Source organism: Rhodococcus sp. IEGM 1370 (assembly GCF_033142325.1).
GTDB lineage: Bacteria > Actinomycetota > Actinomycetes > Mycobacteriales > Mycobacteriaceae > Rhodococcoides.
Genome location: NZ_JAWLRY010000001.1, coordinates 41,253 through 59,063, shown reverse-complemented (window position 1 = coordinate 59,063; position 17,811 = coordinate 41,253). Strand labels below are relative to the sequence as shown.

At 64.0% G+C, this 17,811-nt stretch carries 19 protein-coding genes, 4 tRNA genes and 1 riboswitch; of the genes, 14 read left to right on the top strand and 9 right to left on the bottom strand.

The features are described from left to right. The first annotated feature begins 9 nt into the window (after positions 1 to 9). Positions 10 to 630: an alpha-ketoglutarate-dependent dioxygenase AlkB gene (locus R4P47_RS00295; protein ID WP_317783864.1), complete on the top strand. Its 621-nt coding sequence runs from the start codon at positions 10 to 12 to the stop codon at positions 628 to 630. Here R4P47_RS00295 and R4P47_RS00290 read toward each other — a convergent pair. Then, positions 627 to 1,709 (bottom strand): 3-deoxy-7-phosphoheptulonate synthase, encoded by a 1,083-nt coding sequence (locus R4P47_RS00290; protein WP_149405023.1) that lies wholly within the window; start codon positions 1,707 to 1,709, stop codon positions 627 to 629. The genes R4P47_RS00295 and R4P47_RS00290 overlap by 4 nt on opposite strands. A 251-nt stretch (positions 1,710 to 1,960) precedes the next feature. Further along, a riboswitch (cobalamin riboswitch) is annotated at positions 1,961 to 2,163 on the top strand. A 129-nt stretch (positions 2,164 to 2,292) separates the two neighbouring features. Here R4P47_RS00290 and metE point away from each other — a divergent pair. The 6 genes from metE (at position 2,293) to R4P47_RS00260 (ending at position 8,688) form a co-directional block, all read left to right on the top strand. Further along, positions 2,293 to 4,548: a 5-methyltetrahydropteroyltriglutamate--homocysteine S-methyltransferase gene (gene metE, locus R4P47_RS00285; protein ID WP_317783863.1), complete on the top strand. Its 2,256-nt coding sequence runs from the start codon at positions 2,293 to 2,295 to the stop codon at positions 4,546 to 4,548. Between the two features lie 106 nt (positions 4,549 to 4,654). After that, a complete protein-coding gene (locus tag R4P47_RS00280) occupies positions 4,655 to 5,698 on the top strand; it encodes an iron-siderophore ABC transporter substrate-binding protein (RefSeq protein ID WP_283347727.1) in 1,044 nt (347 codons plus the stop codon). 97 nt (positions 5,699 to 5,795) lie between these two features. Further along, positions 5,796 to 6,254, top strand: coding sequence for a MarR family winged helix-turn-helix transcriptional regulator (locus R4P47_RS00275; RefSeq protein WP_283347726.1), 459 nt, complete (start codon positions 5,796 to 5,798; stop codon positions 6,252 to 6,254). Then, positions 6,251 to 6,676, top strand: coding sequence for an organic hydroperoxide resistance protein (locus R4P47_RS00270; RefSeq protein ID WP_027495882.1), 426 nt, complete (start codon positions 6,251 to 6,253; stop codon positions 6,674 to 6,676). The genes R4P47_RS00275 and R4P47_RS00270 overlap by 4 nt, the downstream gene beginning before the upstream one ends. A 9-nt stretch (positions 6,677 to 6,685) precedes the next feature. Further along, the gene (locus R4P47_RS00265) at positions 6,686 to 7,681 is read left to right on the top strand and encodes an NADP-dependent oxidoreductase (protein ID WP_269594806.1); all 996 of its coding nucleotides are present in this window, start codon (positions 6,686 to 6,688) and stop codon (positions 7,679 to 7,681) included. A gap of 89 nt (positions 7,682 to 7,770) precedes the next feature. Further along, positions 7,771 to 8,688 (top strand): pseudouridine synthase, encoded by a 918-nt coding sequence (locus tag R4P47_RS00260; RefSeq protein WP_269594805.1) that lies wholly within the window; start codon positions 7,771 to 7,773, stop codon positions 8,686 to 8,688. Here the strand turns inward: R4P47_RS00260 and R4P47_RS00255 are convergent. Beyond that, the gene (locus R4P47_RS00255; RefSeq protein WP_317783862.1) at positions 8,615 to 9,742 is read right to left on the bottom strand and encodes a hypothetical protein; all 1,128 of its coding nucleotides are present in this window, start codon (positions 9,740 to 9,742) and stop codon (positions 8,615 to 8,617) included. The genes R4P47_RS00260 and R4P47_RS00255 overlap by 74 nt on opposite strands. Before the next feature lie 97 nt (positions 9,743 to 9,839). On the opposite strand from R4P47_RS00255, the gene R4P47_RS00250 reads away from it, so the two are divergent. Together R4P47_RS00250 and R4P47_RS00245 are read left to right on the top strand one after the other, a co-directional pair. Further along, positions 9,840 to 10,424, top strand: a complete 585-nt coding sequence (locus R4P47_RS00250; protein ID WP_149405019.1) for a helix-turn-helix domain-containing protein — start codon at positions 9,840 to 9,842, stop codon at positions 10,422 to 10,424. A 90-nt stretch (positions 10,425 to 10,514) separates the two neighbouring features. After that, positions 10,515 to 10,814: an ANTAR domain-containing protein gene (locus R4P47_RS00245; protein ID WP_143536687.1), complete on the top strand. Its 300-nt coding sequence runs from the start codon at positions 10,515 to 10,517 to the stop codon at positions 10,812 to 10,814. 13 nt (positions 10,815 to 10,827) lie between these two features. On the opposite strand, the gene R4P47_RS00240 is transcribed toward R4P47_RS00245, so the two are convergent. The 6 genes from R4P47_RS00240 to R4P47_RS00215 all read right to left on the bottom strand — a co-directional run bounded on the left by R4P47_RS00240 (position 10,828) and on the right by R4P47_RS00215 (position 13,040). Then, positions 10,828 to 11,130 carry a hypothetical protein gene (locus tag R4P47_RS00240; protein WP_149405017.1) on the bottom strand — a complete coding sequence of 101 codons (303 nt, stop codon included), beginning with the start codon at positions 11,128 to 11,130 and terminating at the stop codon, positions 10,828 to 10,830. Between the two features lie 83 nt (positions 11,131 to 11,213). Next, positions 11,214 to 11,789, bottom strand: a complete 576-nt coding sequence (locus R4P47_RS00235) for a DUF6584 family protein (protein WP_094671531.1) — start codon at positions 11,787 to 11,789, stop codon at positions 11,214 to 11,216. Between the two features lie 99 nt (positions 11,790 to 11,888). Continuing rightward, positions 11,889 to 11,965: transfer RNA gene (locus tag R4P47_RS00230), tRNA-Phe, on the bottom strand. 56 nt (positions 11,966 to 12,021) lie between these two features. Further along, positions 12,022 to 12,095: transfer RNA gene (locus R4P47_RS00225), tRNA-Asp, on the bottom strand. Positions 12,096 to 12,219: 124 nt separating this feature from the next. Beyond that, positions 12,220 to 12,292 (bottom strand) — tRNA-Glu (locus R4P47_RS00220). A gap of 79 nt (positions 12,293 to 12,371) precedes the next feature. Continuing rightward, positions 12,372 to 13,040 (bottom strand): TetR/AcrR family transcriptional regulator, encoded by a 669-nt coding sequence (locus R4P47_RS00215; RefSeq protein WP_068047934.1) that lies wholly within the window; start codon positions 13,038 to 13,040, stop codon positions 12,372 to 12,374. A gap of 619 nt (positions 13,041 to 13,659) precedes the next feature. On the opposite strand from R4P47_RS00215, the gene R4P47_RS00210 reads away from it, so the two are divergent. Together R4P47_RS00210 and R4P47_RS00205 are read left to right on the top strand one after the other, a co-directional pair. After that, on the top strand, positions 13,660 to 14,913 hold the full coding sequence (locus R4P47_RS00210) for a lipase family protein (protein ID WP_283347725.1): 1,254 nt from the start codon (positions 13,660 to 13,662) through the stop codon (positions 14,911 to 14,913). A gap of 69 nt (positions 14,914 to 14,982) precedes the next feature. Further along, a tRNA-Lys gene (locus R4P47_RS00205) sits at positions 14,983 to 15,058 on the top strand. Between the two features lie 185 nt (positions 15,059 to 15,243). On the opposite strand, the gene R4P47_RS00200 is transcribed toward R4P47_RS00205, so the two are convergent. Continuing rightward, positions 15,244 to 15,429: a helix-turn-helix transcriptional regulator gene (locus R4P47_RS00200; protein WP_269594802.1), complete on the bottom strand. Its 186-nt coding sequence runs from the start codon at positions 15,427 to 15,429 to the stop codon at positions 15,244 to 15,246. Between the two features lie 107 nt (positions 15,430 to 15,536). On the opposite strand from R4P47_RS00200, the gene R4P47_RS00195 reads away from it, so the two are divergent. The 3 genes from R4P47_RS00195 (at position 15,537) to R4P47_RS00185 (ending at position 17,707) form a co-directional block, all read left to right on the top strand. Beyond that, complete coding sequence (locus tag R4P47_RS00195) at positions 15,537 to 15,872, top strand: type II toxin-antitoxin system RelE/ParE family toxin (protein WP_283347724.1); 336 nt, start codon at positions 15,537 to 15,539, stop codon at positions 15,870 to 15,872. A 17-nt stretch (positions 15,873 to 15,889) separates the two neighbouring features. Next, entirely contained in the window at positions 15,890 to 16,231 is a 342-nt protein-coding gene (locus R4P47_RS00190; protein ID WP_269594800.1) for a helix-turn-helix domain-containing protein, read from the top strand. Positions 16,232 to 16,750: 519 nt separating this feature from the next. Further along, positions 16,751 to 17,707 carry an acyl-ACP desaturase gene (locus R4P47_RS00185; protein ID WP_283347723.1) on the top strand — a complete coding sequence of 319 codons (957 nt, stop codon included), beginning with the start codon at positions 16,751 to 16,753 and terminating at the stop codon, positions 17,705 to 17,707. The last annotated feature ends 104 nt before the right edge of the window (positions 17,708 to 17,811 follow it).

The following is a 17,811-nucleotide window of genomic DNA, read 5'->3' as shown; positions in this document are numbered from 1 at the left end:
GTGACGGTCATGTCGCTCGCCATGCAGGGCTCGTTGTTCGGTGACGCCGACGGTGGCGTCGGGTCGCTCGAGTCCGTCACCCGTCGCGAACTCACACGCGGGGCGTGGGTGGACGTTCGGCCGGGTTGGTTGTCCGATACACACCTGTTCGATTCACTGGTGGACTCCGTCGATTGGCGGGCCGAGCGCAGGCAGATGTACGACCGCGTGGTCGATGTCCCGCGCCTGGTTCAGTTCTACGCCGAGCGCGAGCGGTGGCCCGACGCCGCACTCTACGACGCACGCGATGCCCTCGACGAGCACTACCGCGCCGAACTCGGAGAATCGTTCGCCACCGCCGGACTGTGCTATTACCGCGACGGATCCGACAGCGTCGCCTGGCACGGTGACAACATCGGCCGCAGCGCCACCGAGGACACCATGGTTGCGATCGTATCCCTCGGTGCCTCACGGCAACTCATGCTCCGACCGCGCGGCGGTGGAACGTCGTTGAAGTTCACGCTCGGTCACGGCGACCTGGTGGTGATGGGTGGCTCGTGTCAACGAACCTGGGAACATGCCGTACCCAAGTCCACCCGCGCGACCGGCCCACGCATCAGCGTGCAGTTCCGACCGCGCGGGGTCCGCTAGCGCGAGGCCCGGCGCTTCTCCACCGCGGCCGCAAGTGTGTCCAGTTGCGTTGCCGTGGTGGCCCAGTCGAGGCAGGCGTCGGTGATCGACTGCCCGTACACCAGATCGTCACGGTGGCCCAGCTCGAGATCCTGACGCCCCGCGACCAGGAAGCTCTCGAGCATCAGACCTACGATGCCGTGTTCGCCTGCCGCGACCCGCGCTGCCACGTCGGTGACCACGTCGACCTGCTTGTTGTGGTCCTTGCGGCTGTTGCCGTGGCTGGCGTCGATGACGACTCGCTCCGGTAGACCCGACTTGCGCAGGCGTGCAACGGTATCGGCGACCGATTCGGCATCGTAGTTCGGCCCGTCGTCGCCGCCGCGGAGAATGACGTGACAGTCCGGGTTTCCGACGGTGCGGATCAGAGCCGCCTGGCCGTCGAGGTCGGTGCCGGGGAAGACGTGGCTCGCGGCGGCAGCACGGGTGCCGTCGACCGCGACCTGGATGTCGCCCTCGGTGGAGTTCTTGATCCCCACCGGCATCGACAACGCACTGCACAGCTGGCGATGCACCTGACTGGCCGCAGTCCGCGCACCGATTGCGCCGTAGCTGACCAGGTCTGCGATGTACTGAGGGGTGATCGGGTCGAGGAACTCGCACCCGACCGGCAGACCGAGCGCGGAAATGTCGAGCAGCAGTTGACGTCCCACGCGCAGGCCGGCATTGATGTCGAAGCTGCCGTCGAGGTGCGGATCGTTGATCAATCCCTTCCACCCGAGCGTCGTCCTCGGCTTCTCGAAGTAGACCCGCATGACGATGTGCAGGCGATCGCCCAGTTCGGCCGCCTTGGCCGCGAGGCGTCGTGCGTAGTCGAGGGCAGCATCGGTGTCGTGCACCGAGCACGGGCCGACGACGACGATCAGTCGATCGTCACGGCCGTCCAGCACGTCGACCACGCCGGCGCGGCCGCTTCTGACGGTGGCAGAGATGGCGTCGTCCACTGCATGGTCGCGGCGCAGCACCGACGGAGCAACCAGCGGACTGATGCTGATGGTCCGCTGATCATCGAGAGGTGGGGTGTCGAGAGAGAGAGTCATGACGGGTCGTTCCTGTTCCCAGGCCGGCTCCTCATGCTCCACACGCACTTCGAGCCGGTCTGTATCCGGCTCGTGGGGTGGAGGGTCAGCGCATGGCGTCGCTGGCTGACCCACCCGGGGCCGGCCTGCTAAACCAGAAATACGTGCGCTGCATGAAAAGCACCGTAGCAGATTCGCCGTCGATGCATCTATGCTCGTCCCTGCAGTCGGTTCGCCAGGTGTCCATGAGGAGCCCCGAAGTTCACCACGGCGTCGAAGCGATGCGCGGCAGTTCCCGCGCATCGTGAGAGGGAACCCGGTGAGAATCCGGGACTGTCCCGCAGCGGTATGCAGGAACGACCGCCGTCACCACAAGCACTGAAGAAGCCTCTTCGGGAAGCGACGGCCAGTAGGAGTGGGCTTCTCGTCCACGCGCCCGCGAGTCCGAATACCTGCCGTCTGTGCTGCGCACGCCGTGCGCAGCGGTTCACCGCCTCGTGGAATGGGCGCGTAACCCTGGTTCGGCTGCTCGTGGGGCTCTCCGGGATGTGCGCGTCCGAGAAGGCGGTGCACCGTCGATGCAGCAGTCACCTGGAGACCAACCGTGAGTATCGAATTCACTGCCACCGTGCTCGGCTCGGCCCGTATCGGACCGAACCGAGAACTGAAGAAAGCCGTCGAAAACTACTGGGCCGGAGGGCTCGACGCCGTCGGACTCGAAGCCGTCGCGCGGACATTGCGCGAGAACACCTGGCGAGAACTCGCTGCCGCCGGGGTCGATTCCGTTCCGGTGAACACCTTTTCGTACTACGACCACATGCTCGACACAGCCGTGCTTCTCGGAGCGCTGCCACCGCGAGTGATGGGACTGGGCACCGACCTGGACCGGTACTTCGCGGCAGCCCGCGGCACCGACACCGTCGCACCGCTCGAGATGACCAAGTGGTTCGACACCAACTACCACTATCTCGTCCCGGAGATCTCCCCCGACACCACCTTCTCCCTGCACTCGGAGAAGGTGGTGGACGATCTGAAGGGGGCTGTGGCACTCGGCATTTCGGCCCGACCGGTGATCATCGGACCGATCACGTTCCTGCTCCTGTCCAAGGCAGTCGGCGGCAGCGCCCCTCTGCTGGACCGCCTCGACGAGATCCTGCCGCTGTATGCGGAGCTGCTGACGACACTCGCCGATGCCGGAGCGGAGTGGGTCCAGATCGACGAACCTGCGCTCGTGGCCGATCGCACCCAGAGCGAGATCGAATCCGCGAAGAAGGCCTACGACTTTCTGAGCGCAGTATCGACCAGGCCGGCCATAGTGCTGGCGTCGTACTTCGGCGACCTCGGCGCTGCGCTGCCCGTGCTCGCATCGACCGGAGTCGAGGGATTCTCGATCGATCTGACGGTGCCGGGCACCGTCGAGCAGATTGCCGTGGTACCTGCGCTGGCGGGCAAGCACATAGTCGCGGGCATCGTCGACGGTCGCAACATCTGGCGGACGGATCTCGACAAGGCACTGGCAACGTTGGCGAGCCTGTTGGGCAGTGCCGGCACGCTTGCGGTGTCGAGTTCGTGCTCGCTGCTGCATGTTCCGTACACCCTCGACGCAGAGACCGACATCGTCGATCCGCTCCGATCCTGGTTGGCGTTCGGTGCCGAGAAAGTCGCCGAGGTGACACTCCTCGCCCGAGCGCTGCGAGACGGGACCGAATCGGTGTCGTCCGAGCTCGAGCAGGCCCGCAATGCGCTCCAGACCCGTCGCACCGACCCGCGCCTGCACGACTCGGCAATCCGAGCACGCATGGAGGCGGGTGTCTCCGTCGACCGCACTCCGGCCGAGGAACGTCGTCGAGCACAGGCCGAGCGGCTGGACCTGCCGTCGTTGCCGACGACCACCATCGGCTCGTATCCGCAGACGACGCAGATACGACGTGCTCGGGCAGAGCTGCGAACGGGCGCGATCGACGATGCCGAATACGCATCCCGGATGCGGTCCGAGATCGCCGATGTCGTTGCACTGCAGGAGAAGATCGGACTCGACGTGCTGGTGCACGGCGAGCCCGAGCGAAACGACATGGTGCAGTATTTCGCCGAACGACTCAGCGGCTTCGCAGCGACGTCGAACGGCTGGGTCCAGTCGTACGGAACTCGATGCGTTCGGCCGCCGATTCTGTACGGCGACGTCTCGCGTCCCGAGCCCATGACCGTGCAGTGGTCGGAGTATGCCCAGTCCCTCACCGACAAGCCGGTCAAAGGCATGCTGACCGGCCCGGTGACGATTCTGGCGTGGTCGTTCGTCCGAGACGACCGACCGTTGGAAGAGTCCGCAGCCCAGATCGCACTGGCGATTCGGGACGAGACGATCGATCTGGAGGCAGCGGGCATACGCATCGTCCAGGTGGACGAACCTGCCCTTCGCGAACTGCTACCGCTGCGTGCGAAAGATACAGCGGCGTACCTGGAATGGACAGTGCGGTCGTTCAAGATCTCGACCTCCGATGTCGCCGACGACACACAGATTCACACACATCTGTGCTACTCGGAGTTCGGTGAGATCATCGACGCGATCGTCGCCCTGGACGCGGACGTGACGTCGATCGAGGCGGCCCGCTCACACATGGAGGTACTCGACGATCTGAACTCCGTCGGCTTCGACCTCGGCGTCGGCCCCGGCGTGTACGACATCCACTCACCGCGGGTGCCGAGTGTCGACGAGATCACCGAGTCACTGCAGGCGGCACTGAAAGCGGTTCCAGCCGAACGACTCTGGGTCAATCCCGACTGCGGGCTCAAGACCCGCGGGCCGGCCGAGGTGGAACGGTCACTGACGAACATGGTGCAGGCGGCGGTGGCGCTGCGCTGACACCGGGTGAGCGGAACCTCGACCCCTGCTACGAAGTTCCGCTCACCTGCGTCGCCGGATACAGGCTAGGCTTACCTGCCTACGTCCGACTGTGAAAGAGAACGAAGTGAAACGTCTACTCCTGGCCACCACGATCGTCGCGGTCACCGCACTGACCACCGTTGCCTGCGGCGGCACCGCCGAGCAGACGGCCACTCCCTCCACCAGCGCTGCGTCCGGAACCGACAACGCCACCTCGGACGCTCCCGGCCCCACCGGCATCCCCGACGGCATGGGTTCGGGTGCCGCGGACGGAGTGTTCCCCCGCACGGTCGGCCACTTCGGCGGCTCCACCGAGATCCCCGCCGAACCGAAGAAGATCGTCGTCATCGCCACCGGTCAGCTCGACGCGGCCCTCACTCTGGGCGTCGTACCCACCGGAGTCGCCTACGGAGACGGTGCCGCTCTGGTCCCGGACTACATCAGCTTCTCGTTCCCGCAGTACGCGGACCGGATGGACCGGTTCGTCGACGTCGGCAACCGGCAGGAGGTCGACATCGAGGCCATCGCCGCCATCGAACCGGATCTCATCCTGGCGAACGAGGCCGGCTCCGAGGACATCTACTCGACGCTGTCGACCATCGCGCCGACCGTACTCACCGAGGGCACCGGAGTGAACTGGAAACAGGACTTCCTGCTTCTCGCCGACGCGTTGGGCCGTACCGAGCAGGCACAGAGCTTCGTCGACACCTTCACCTCCGATGCTGCGGCACTGGGAGATTCGTTCGCGAGCGGTGGCGCGCCCACGGTCTCGTTCGTCCGCTTCACCGCCGACCGGGCACGCGTGTTCGGCATCCCGTCGTTCGCGGGCTACATCGCCTGGGACGCCGGACTGGCCCGACCGGAAAGCCAGCAGTTCGACAAGACCTCGCAGGACTTCAGCGAGGAAGAAATCCAACTGGCGAACGCGGACTGGGTGTTCGTCTCCAGCCAGGACGCCGAAGCCGATTCGAGCGCCGCGTCGTACACCACCAACCCGCTGTGGACCGGAATGAGCGCGGCAACCGAGAACCACATCGTCCGAGTCGACGACGACCCGTGGTACCTCAACGCAGGTCCGACGGCGGCAACCATCGTGCTCGACGGTCTGAAGAACGCTCTGCAGAGCTGACCCCGACGTGCGCGGAACCTCGTAGCAGGCTACGAGGTTCCGATCACATCGGACAGGTAGGTTGCGCACAACTCAACCGTGCACTACTGTTCTTGGAGTGACCAACGAACTCGCACTCGACCGTCAGGTGTGCTTCGCGTTGTATTCCGCTTCGCGGGCTACCACCGCGGTGTACCGCCCGATGCTCGACGAACTCGGAGTCACGTACCCGCAGTACCTCGTACTGCTGGTGCTGTGGGAGAAGGACGGGCGCGGCGTCAAGGACATCTGCGCCGAACTCGATCTCGACACCGGCACTCTGTCGCCGATGCTCAAGCGGCTCGAAGGTCTCGGATTCATCGAGCGCCGACGCCTGAGCACCGACGAACGTCGCGTCGAGATCCACCTGACCGAGACCGGAAGTGCCATGCGCACGAAGGCACTCGACATTCCACGCAAGCTCGCCGAGAAGACCGGCATGAACGTCGACGATCTCGTCAAACTCAAGGAGTCGCTCGACGCATTGACGAGCGCTCTGCATCACACCGATTCCGGCAAGACAGAAGGAGCATCATGAAGACGATCTACACCGCCGAGGCACTGGCCACCGGTGAAGGCCGAAACGGCCACGCCCGCACGTCCGACGGACGGCTCGATCTCGATCTCGCCATCCCCGAGGCCATGGGCGGCAGCGGCAACGGCACCAACCCCGAGCAGCTCTTCGCCGCCGGCTACGCCGCATGCTTCCACTCCGCACTGCAGATGGTGGCACGTCAGGACAAGGCCGACGTCACCGATTCGGCCGTCGGCGCTCGTGTCGACATCGGCCCCAACGACGCAGGCGGCTTCCAGCTCGCCGTCACCCTCGAAGTGACGCTGCCGAACCTGAGCCGCGAGAACGCACAGGCATTGGCCGACAAGGCCCACCAGGTGTGCCCGTACTCCAACGCCACCCGCGGCAACATCGACGTCACCGTCACGGTCACCGAAGACGAGTAGGGAGACACCATGAAAGCACACGAAATTCACCTCGCGTCCCGCCCACAAGGCTGGCCGACGGAGGACAACTTTCGCGCGGAGGCCGTAGACCTTCCCGAACTCGCCGACGGGCAGATCCTCGTCCGCAACATCGTGATGTCGGTCGATCCGTACATGCGCGGCCGGATGAACGACGTCAAGTCCTACGTCCCGCCGTTCCAGCTCGACGCTCCGCTCGACGGCGGCGCTGTCGGCGAGGTCGTCGAGTCCAAGGCCGAGGGCTTCGCTGTCGGCGACGCCGTTCTGCACGGCAAGGGCTGGCGCGATCTCGCCGTCGTCCCGGCGAAGGGCGCAAGCAAGGTCGACCTCGGCGCCGCGAAGGCCTCGGCATACCTCAGCGCACTCGGAATGACCGGCACGACGGCGTACGCAGGCCTGACCGAGGTCGCGTCGTTCAAGGAAGGCGACGTCGTGTTCGTGTCCGGCGCAGCCGGTGCCGTCGGATCGCTCGTCGGCCAGATCGCCAAGGCGCTCGGCGCATCTCGGGTCATCGGCAGTGCGGGCTCCCCCGCCAAGGTGGCTCGCTTGCTCGAGCTCGGTTTCGACGCGGCATTCGACTACCACGACGGCCCGGTCGCCGAGCAGCTCCGCAAGGCGGCACCGGACGGCATCGATGTGTACTTCGACAACGTCGGCGGCGAGCATCTCGAAGCTGCCATCGGTTCGATGAACAAGTACGGCCGAATTGCCATGTGCGGAGCCATCGCTCAGTACAACTCCACCGAGCCGACGCCCGCGCCGCGCAATCTCGCGCTGGCCATCGGCAAGGAACTGACGCTCAAGGGTTTCATCGTCGGCTCCTACGCGCACCTCACGGAGGAATTCCGCACGAAGATGACCCAGTGGTTGGACAGTGGCGCAATCGAATTCGACGAGACAGTCGTCGACGGTCTGGAGAACGCTCCCTCTGCGTTCATCGGACTGATGAAGGGTGAGAACACCGGCAAGATGGTCGTCACCATCTGAGTCGGACCCGAAAGGTTCTACCGCAGTCCACACCCCGGTCGGAATTTCCGACCGGGGTGTTTCCATGCTCGAGCGGTTAGAGTCGATGCATGCCCGCCGCTCCCCTGCCGTTGCGCGACGGTCTCGACCCCACCCGGGTGCGAATGCCGGACAGTGCAACCGGGGTGACCGTGCTCGAGCATCTGCGCGCCCGGTTCCCCCAGGACGCAGCGAGGCTGACCGAGAAGGTCGCCGGCGGCGAGATCGTCGACGCGGCAGGCGTACCCATCGACTCGACGACGGTCGCGAGACCGCGATCGGACATCTATCTCTACCGCGATCCACCCGTGGAGCCGACGGTGCCGTTCTCCCTCGACGTTGTCCATCAGGACGAGAACCTGCTCGTCGTCGACAAGCCGCACTTCCTGGCCACCACCCCACGCGGCGCCTACGTCGCGCGATCTGCCCTCGTCCTGCTCCGACGCCGATTCGACCTGCCCGAACTGAGTCCGGCGCATCGCCTGGACCGACTCACCGCCGGTGTTCTGGTGTTCACCGTCAGGCAGCAGGCTCGGCGGCCGTACCAGGAGTTGTTCGCTCAACGCGCGATCACCAAGCAGTATGACGCCATCGCCCCACTCGCCCAGGACCTGGACTTTCCGCTGACCGTACGCAGCCGAATCATCAAGGAACGCGGCGTCCTTCAGGCTCGTGAGGTACCCGGCGAGCCCAACGCGGACACTTTCGTGGAACTCGTCGACACGCGCGGAACCCACGGCCTGTACCGATTGCATCCGCGAACCGGAAAGACCCACCAACTTCGAGTTCACATGTGCTCGTTGGGAATTCCGATCGTCGGCGACAATTTCTACCCGGCGTTCCGCGATGTCGCCGACGACGATTACTCCGACCCCCTCCGCCTGTTGGCCCGTTCGATCGAGTTCGTCGATCCGCTCAGCGGCCTGGTTCGACGATTCGAGAGCGATCGGAGTCTCGAACCACCTGCGATGCAGCAGATTCGGCCGTGACGTCGGCGATCTCGGCGGTACGGACCGTGATGCGATGCGAAATGACTGCAAGCGCGAACAATCCGATCGCAACGTTGAACAGCGCGGCAAATCCTTCCTGAGCGAAGTCCACGAGGGCGTTGAGAAGAGTGAATATCAACGCGGACACGCGGAGGATGCGCAGAGGCCAGAGCGGGCCTTCCGGGCGTAACCGCAGCATCGCCGGCAGCGCCGTGGCGAAGGTGAGACAGGCACTGACGAACAGGATCCCGCTGGCAATTCCCATGCCGTCGATGTCGATCGTCAGGTCGCGCCGATCGATGTCCAGGTCGCCGATCACGAGTTCGACGATTCCGAACACCACTCCGGCCCCGGAGAGCAGAACCAGTCCCCAGCCGACGACGGGAATCCACCGGGGGCTGGTGAAGAAGGCGGGGATCAGCCGAGGAACGAAGTTCCACAGCGAGTGGGTCCGCGACGTCGACGAACGACAGCGACCGAGCAACAGTCTGATCCCGGCCACGGTGTCCGCGTCGGCCCCCTCGGCCTCGGCGCGCGCGAGCATTCGTAGCGCCCAGTCGCGCCGATGCTTGGGCAGTCCGTGCGCGACGCCGTCGGCGGCGATCGCAGCCGCATTGGCCAGCGATTCGTCGACCGAGGGCCGGCGGAACTCCCGGACGATCCTGCTGAACACCAACAGCAGGACCACCAGGACGTACATGATCTCCGACGAGGGTCCGTAGAAATAGTCGTTGTCCTTGGTGACGAATTTGCCGACTTCGTCGAGGAACAACCCGAATCCGATCCCACCGAGCAGCACGGTGAACACCCGAACGCCGAACCCGATGAACATCCACCCGATCAGCAGCGCGAGCATCATCGCCGCTCCGCCGTACAGGGCATGAGCGATGTGCAGCGACTTTCCGCCTACCTGGGGATAGTGGGTCAACTCCAGGTATGCCCTGGTGATCAGAATGGTCGCGATGGCCACGACCATGAATGCCTCGGATGCGGGGCTGCCGTAAGCATCGCGAATCATGCCACTGCGGTATGTGGTCCCCGAACGACCCGTCATCGATCGATTATGTGCCGCCCGCCGCGCCCACGGGCGGTTTTCGGTCGCCTCTGTTTCCCGGGTTGACAAACTGGGTTGCCGAAACTGCAATGGAGTCATGGACGACACGAACAAGGGTCTGGACGAGGTCATCGCAGGCCTCGGCCCCCGCCTCAAGCGCATCAGGATGGAGAAGAACACCACCCTGGCGTCGCTGTCGGACACCACGGGAATTTCGATCAGCACACTGTCACGGCTCGAGTCCGGTGACCGCAAGCCCAGCCTCGAGTTGCTGTGGCCCATCGCTCGGGCCCATCAGATGAAACTCGACGATCTGGTGACTGCACCTCCCGTGGCGGACCCTCGGGTGCGCACCACGGCCACCGTTCGCGAACATGTGACGATCCTTCCTCTGACGCTGCGTCCCGGCGGCCTGCAGGCGTACAAGCTTCTGATCCGCCCGGAGAGCTCGGAGCCGCGTCCCCGAACCCACGAGGGGTACGAGTGGTTCTACGTCCTCGACGGCACCCTGCGTCTGATTCTCGGCGAGCACGATCTGACGATGAAGGCCGGTGAGGCAGCCGAATTCGACACTCGTGTGCCGCACTGGTTCGGTGCCGTCGGAGACCGGCCGGTCGAGCTTCTGAGCTTGTTCGGACCCCAGGGCGAGCGGATGCACGTGCGGGCGAAACCGACGGTATGAAATGTCATGTCCGTGTGAGACAGTGAAGCCCGTTCGACCCCAGGAACCGCTTCGGTCATCCGCACCGACCACACCATCTCGAGGAAAAAGATGACCGACAGACTGCCCGAATCGCCTGCATCTCGTACTCACGTGGACATCGCAACCGGCGTGCTCATCGGGATCCACGGCGGCTCCGTCGCCGACGCCATCGACGAGCTGTTCACGACCGCGAGAAATCACCGGGTCAGTCTGTTCGAGCTCTCTCGCACACTCATCACCGTCGCGGAGGGCCGCGACATCGAGCGATCCTCCGCAACCGATGCGGTGTACGAGGTGTGGGGCTCGGCACTCGGCCGTCGAGGCGCGGAGACGACCTTCGGTATGGTCACCGATTCCGCAGCTGTCTGATCGAACCCGGGAGTCAGCCGCGAACGGATGGATCGCTGCGCAGCTCGGGAAAGCGCGCCGTCATCGCATCGATGTGTCGGTACATTTCGTACAGCTCGGTCCTGAGCGCCGACGCCTCGGACTCGAATGCTCGGGCCTTGGATTCGGCGCGATCCGCGCGAGCTCGAAATGCCTTGGACTGCGCCAGTTCGATGGAGGCCGAACACGTCTCGATGTGTTCGGCCAGTCCTCTCGCGAACACCTTTGCCTGCTCGAGGTTGACGGCATAGTTGTCGTCTCGCGGAGCCGGTGACGCCGCGCCGTTCGCTGTGCCCATGGAACTCGTCACCCTCGATCGTCGGCCGGAAATTCTTTCGCGACTCTACGCTCGGCGTCGAACGCTTCGTTCGTGAACCGGTGTCAGCCGAAGACGAGTGCCAGGACCACGGACGCCGAGGTGGCGGCGATAGCGATCACGATGGTCGCCGCTATGGCTCGCTGTCGCACCGTGCGGTAGCTCGCCCCCGCACGAGCACCGGCGAAGTCGTCATCGTCGGCATCGAGATCGGAGTCGTAGAAGTCGTCCGAGTTCAGCCCGTCCTCGTCGAAATAGACGACGTCTCGCGGCGGCACCCACTGTTGTCCGTTGGCTTCGATCGCGGCCCCGAGCCGTTCGAGCCGAATCCGAGCACGGGTGGGGTACCAATCGGACGGCGCGTGGATGGGCAGGGCCCGCGCCATCATCAGAGGCGATCTGTACTGCTTCTCCAGTGCGGCGAACGCAGCGGACGCCGTCGGATCGTCGTCGGACTTGTCGGTGAGAAACCATGCCGCTCCGGCCGCCGCACGATCGCCGAGTACCAGATACGTGTACGCGAGCAATTCGAGAATGCCGGGCGATGTCGGGTTTCGGACCAATGCGCCGACCAGTCGATCCCTGGCAGCGATGCTGTCTCCGCGCGCCAGATCCTCCTGCGCTCGATCGATCACGTCCACGCGTCGACAATAACTCGTGGACGCGAAAAAGCCCCTGCCGGAGTACCGGAAGGGGCATTCATCGTGCTTGTCGATACATGTGCTCGTCGATCCACACCGTGGTGGCCAGGGCCGGGATCGAACCGGCGACCTTCCGCTTTTCAGGCGGACGCTCGTACCAACTGAGCTACCTGGCCGGGCGGCACCGGTACTAGAATGCCATCGCAATGCCGATACTCTCGTATCGATGTTGCGACCCTGACGGGACTCGAACCCGCGACCTCCGCCGTGACAGGGCGGCGCGCTAACCAACTGCGCCACAGGGCCTTGCTGTTGTTGCCGCGCTATTTCTAGCGTAGAAACTCTCCGAACTGCAAATCCGCACCTCGCGGAGAGCGAGACGAAGAATGCTGTACTGCCGACCGGGTTGTCAAACCGATCTCTTCCTACGTACCCCCTACGGGATTCGAACCCGCGCTACCGCCTTGAAAGGGCGGCGTCCTAGGCCGCTAGACGAAGGGGGCCCGCCGAACTGCTTCGACGTTACCCTCAACGGCGTTCCGTTGGGAGCTGGGATAGCTTAGGACACTTTCGCTGTAAATCTCAAACCGGCAGGTCAGAGGCGGTTTTTGCGCAGTTTTCACTGTAGTGATCCCACCCGTGCAGTTTGAACTCGGCGAGCCAACGCTCCGACGCCATCGCTAGCAGCACGACCTCGACGGATTCTTCGAACCGCTCGCGCAGATCTGCGTTGTCGGCCACCAGATCCGACATGTAGCGCTGACCCGCCATCGACGCTGCGAGCACTCGCACGAACTTGGTCGCGTCGAACTCCGGCTTCAGGTCACCCATCGCCAGAGCACGCTCGGCCTGCGCGAGCCCCTGAGCGCCCCAGACTCGACCGCCGCCCGAATGGACCTCCGCGTAGAACTCCGGCTCGACTATCAGCCGGAACTCCGCGCGCACGATCACGTCGTTCTGGAAGTTCTGTGCGATGTCGTCCACGATCCCGCGGATGACGTAGAACGGATGCGCAGTGGTGTCGGCCCACTTCTCCGTGATGGCGACGTACCGATCCAGTCCGGCAGCGAGCACAGCCCGGGCCAGATCTTCCTTGGACTGGAAATGGAAATACATCGCGCCCTTGGTGGCATTGGAGCCCTCCAAAATGGTGTTGACGGATGCAGCTGCGTATCCGCGTTTGGCGAATTCCGCCGCCGCCGCCTCCACGATGGCCGCCCGGGTCCGCCGTGCGCGCTCTTGTTGTGCCATGTATTCCGTGCCTCCGAGCCCCAAGCGCCCTGCGTATCCGCAGGTAGTACAGATAGAGAGTACTTCACCCGAACGACATGCGAGTCGACTCACCTACGGTTCGCTTCGACACATACACCCGACAGAAAAATCGGTTAGGCAACCGAAACAAGCCGAATGGAATGATCTGCGCGGCTCGAGTGCGCTGCAGGGGGTGCGCACTCGAGCCGCACTTCTGCGCCCCTCCCCGCGCCGAACCACACGCCGACCCAGTCGCTTTCGGCGGTGCCCGAGACACCGTCCGTTCCCCACGAACCGAACGGTCGACGCGTCGCCCACGCCGCTCCGGGAGCACGGACAACTTTCGGTTAAAAACCGAATTACATTTCACGGTAACGGATCTCGAGCGCCAACTGCTTCGCCTTGCTCGTTAGCATTTCAAATCTACTGCCCAACAAACGAATACGTCGTAGGTGCCGAGCACATTCGGTCAAATCGATTGCACGGTAATCGATATGAGAAAGACCGCTCGGTAACGTTTCCGACACGTTCACGGTCTTCGACCGAGCTGGCGCCTGCGCTGACTTACTGTGAAATACACCACAGGGGGAGATCGGCCGATTCGAGACGAGTGAATGCCATGAAGGTATCGATCTGCGCATTTCGTTCCATCACGACGGTGATCGCGGTGGCCGTGCTCACGCTCTCGACGACCGGAACGGCGACCGCCGACCCTCTGGGCAACTTCGTGGCACCCGTCGCCGATCCAGCTCTCTACCTACCCACACCACTCGGCGAGCCCTGGTTCGATCCGCCCGCAGGCTACGAACAACGACCTCCCGGGTCGGTGCTGGCAACCCGACAGGTGACCGTCGGGCCGCTGTTCACGCCGGTCACGTCGACTCAGATCCTGTTTCGTACCAACGACTCCAAGGACCGGCCCGTTGCTGCGGCCACCACCGTGATCGTGCCGACCGCACCGTGGACAGGGTCCGGAAGCCGGCCCGTCGTGGCGTACAACATGGCCATCAACTCACTCGGCAACACGTGCGCACCGTCCTGGCTGCTCCCGCGCGGGTTGGCCCGGGAGATCCCGGCAGTGCAGGCCTTCCTGGCCAAGAACTACGCCGTCGTCGTCACCGATCACGAGGGGCCACGGCAGGCGTACGCCGCCGGACGCATGGCCGCGCACGCGGTACTCGATGCCCTCCGAGCGATGGTCCGGCTACCCGAGCTCGGCTTGCCCGCGTCGTCTCCGATCGCTGTCACGGGGTATTCGGGTGGGGCGATCGCCACAGGTTGGGCGGCGCAAGTGGCCCCCTCGTACGCTCCCGACGTCAACCTGGTCGGCGCGGCGTTCGGTGGTCCGCCGACCGATTACCGGATTCTGCTGACGTCGATGAACGGAACTGCGGCATCGACGCTCTTCCTGTCCGCAGCGCTCGGAGTGGCCCGCGAGTACCCCGAACTGTTCTCGCTGATGAACGCCAACGGACTGCGACTGGCCACCGTCGCCAAGGACATGTGCGTCAGCCTGCTCGCCCCCGGTGGACTGGTGGCCCCGATCCCCGCGCAGGCGCTCTCGGACATCCCCGACGTCGACCGCACCGAGATCGCCGAAAGCGTCATCGCCGCGACCCGCCTCGGCGGCGACCTCGCCCCCACCATCCCCACGATGATCTACCAGGGACAACAGGAGTTCTGGATTCCACGACAGGGAGCCGAGACCCTCTACGACGAATGGTGCGCGCAGGGTGCGAACGTCAGACTCGAGGAGTATCTCGGCGAGCACCTGATCGTCGCGTTCAGCGGCATCCCGGGCGCGTACGCCTGGATCGACGACCGACTGGCCGGCATTCCGGTGCCGAGCGGATGCAGCAGCTTCGGACGCTGACCCCGGTCGACACCACTGCCGGGGGTACTGCCCGTCGGCACCGCGCGGCCCATTACACTTTCGAGCCGCGCCCCTATAGCTCAGTTGGTAGAGCTACGGACTTTTAATCCGCAGGTCGTAGGTTCGAGTCCTACTGGGGGCACCATCTTGACCAGGTAATTCCTGGTCAGACGCAGTATCGGGAGCCTCAGAATCACCCGAAGTGGTCACCGAATGGTCATGAAGACCCTGACGTAACCCCTGGTCACGGCCCGCGCGAGGCACCAACCCAGCGGCCGCTTCCGCGACGAATCCCCTACCGGGCACTCCTGCGGTAGGGATTCATCGTTTTCAGAGGCTGTCGAGGTAGGCGTCGACGTCGGTCCGTCGCCACTTCAGCGGCAAGTTTGCGGGGCCGAGCTTGATCGCCTTGGAATACAGCGGGTGCGTATGCCGGTTATTGTGAATAGTCCCCACCGCAACACCCAGCTCAGCGGCAAGTTCGTGAACGTTCATCAGACGCGGATTCGCGCTCATTTTGAGAGCAGATCAGCCCCGATGTTCGTGAGCAAGCTGTAACGCAACTCGGTACCCAGACCATATAAAAGTTTGTATAGTGACAGGGTGAGCAAGCGACGGGATACGTGAAAGAGGTCGACTTCATCGGCAAGGCCCTCGATGACCTGAGGGACTTCCCGGACGAAGCACGCCAGCAAGCGGGCTATCAAATCGATCTACTGCAACGAGGCGGTAGACCCGTCGGGGCCAAGCCCATGGGCACAGTAGGTCAAGGTTGCCAAGAGTTGGTCATCGACGCCAACGATGGTTGGTTCCGAGTGTTCTATGTCACCAAGGTTGGCGACACAATCGTTGTTCTTCATGCGTTTCAGAAGAAGACGAACCAGACATCCCAGAAGGACATCAAGATCGGTCAGGCGCGATACAAGATCGCGCTGGAGACCTTGGGTTCGGGACAGTGATGAGGAGAGTACAAACGATGTCGGAATCACAGAGGTTCGCAAGTGTGTGGGACGCGTTGTCCGATACGCCGGCCGAAGCCGAGAACCTCAAGGTGCGCTCCGCTCTGATGATCAAGATCAAAGAGCGCATCGACGAGTTCGGCTGGTCGCAGACGGTCGCAGCAAGAAACCTGGGAGTAACCCAGCCCCGGATATCAGATCTGAAGACAGGCAAAATCGATCGATTCTCGGTCGACAACCTGATCAACATGGCGGGAACGGTCGGCCTGACGGTCTCGGTGAATATCGACGCTGTACAGGCCTCGACAGACGCCACCTCGACAGAGGGTGTGTCGAAAACGGACTGCCAACTCGTCTGACGCACCCTTCAATTGCATGCCCCCCTCCCACCAGTGGAGGGGGGCATTTTCGTGCCATCGTTCGGTGGCTTCGAAGTGGTCACAGAGGAACCGTGTGACCACGCAACCAGCCGTCACCAACCGATGGCACGGAGGTCCGTCGAACAGGACTGACTGTCACTCACTGGGTTTCACCGTCATCAGGTGTCACGGACTCGTTCTGACTTTTAATCCGCAGGTCGTAGGTTCGAGTCCTACTGGGGACACCACACACCGTCCTGGTAACAGTGATCACACCTGTCCGGAACGTACACTCGGACGTAACGATCGGCCGAGGCCGAGCGACGTGCAGGGGGAACTGCAGCGGTCGTGAACTCGCGGAAGCCGGTCGGAGGATCGACGCTCCGGGGGCACATCGCGTCGATCGACACCGAACATCACGACCGCCGGAACAGCAAGTGAACAGGCTCGACACGGTTCACACCGAACCTACGGTGCCGTAAGCTGGACCGGTCGTACGCAATCTATGGAGGCGATCTAATGGCGAGGGATCTGACACAGCTCGAGCTTCTGCAAGAGCTGGTGCCCACTGCCGAGGACAATGTGAACCGTCACATCTCGATGGCGCGGGAGTGGCACCCTCACGACTACGTCCCGTGGGACGAAGGTCGCAACTTCGCCGCACTCGGCGGCCAGGACTACGACCCGGAGCAGTCCAAACTCTCCGACGTCGCACAGGCCGCGATGATCACCAACCTGCTCACCGAGGACAACCTGCCGTCCTACCACCGTGAGATCGCCGAGAACTTCTCCCAGGACGGTGCCTGGGGAACCTGGGTCGGCCGCTGGACCGCCGAGGAGAACCGCCACGGCATCGTCATGCGCGACTACCTCGTCGTCACCCGCGGCGTCGATCCCGTCGCCCTCGAAGAAGCCCGCATGATCCACATGACCAACGGGTTCGCCTCACCGGCAGGATCACAGACGGGTCTGCTGCACTCGGTCGCCTACGTGACCTTCCAGGAACTCGCCACCCGCGTCTCACACCGCAACACCGGCAAGGTCTGCGACGATCCGATCGCCGACCGGATGCTCCAGCGCATCGCCGCCGACGAGAACCTGCACATGATCTTCTACCGAAACATCACCGGCGCAGCGATGGACATCGCTCCCGACCAGACCCTCGACGCGATCTCCGACATCGTGACGAACTTCGTCATGCCCGGTGCCGGGATGCCGAACTTCCGCCGCAACGGTGTGCTGATGGCCAAGCACGGCATCTACGACCTGCGTCAGCACCTCGAGGACGTCGTCTGGCCGGTCCTGCGCAAGTGGAGCGTCTTCGAGCGCAACGACTTCACCGCACGCGGGGAGAACAAGCGCGAAGAACTCGCCGCGTTCCTCGAAGACCTCGAGCGGCAGGCCACCAAGTTCGAGGAAATGCGCGATCGCTCCCTCGCCCGCGAACGCGCGAAGGCCGAAGCACGCGCGTCGTAAGCTCAGATCGGCTGGTGTGCCCGGTACCGACTTCGGTGCCGGGCACCACTGTTTTCCGGCTTCTGTCTTCCGACCGCTGTCCCCGGCCCACCGATGTCACCATG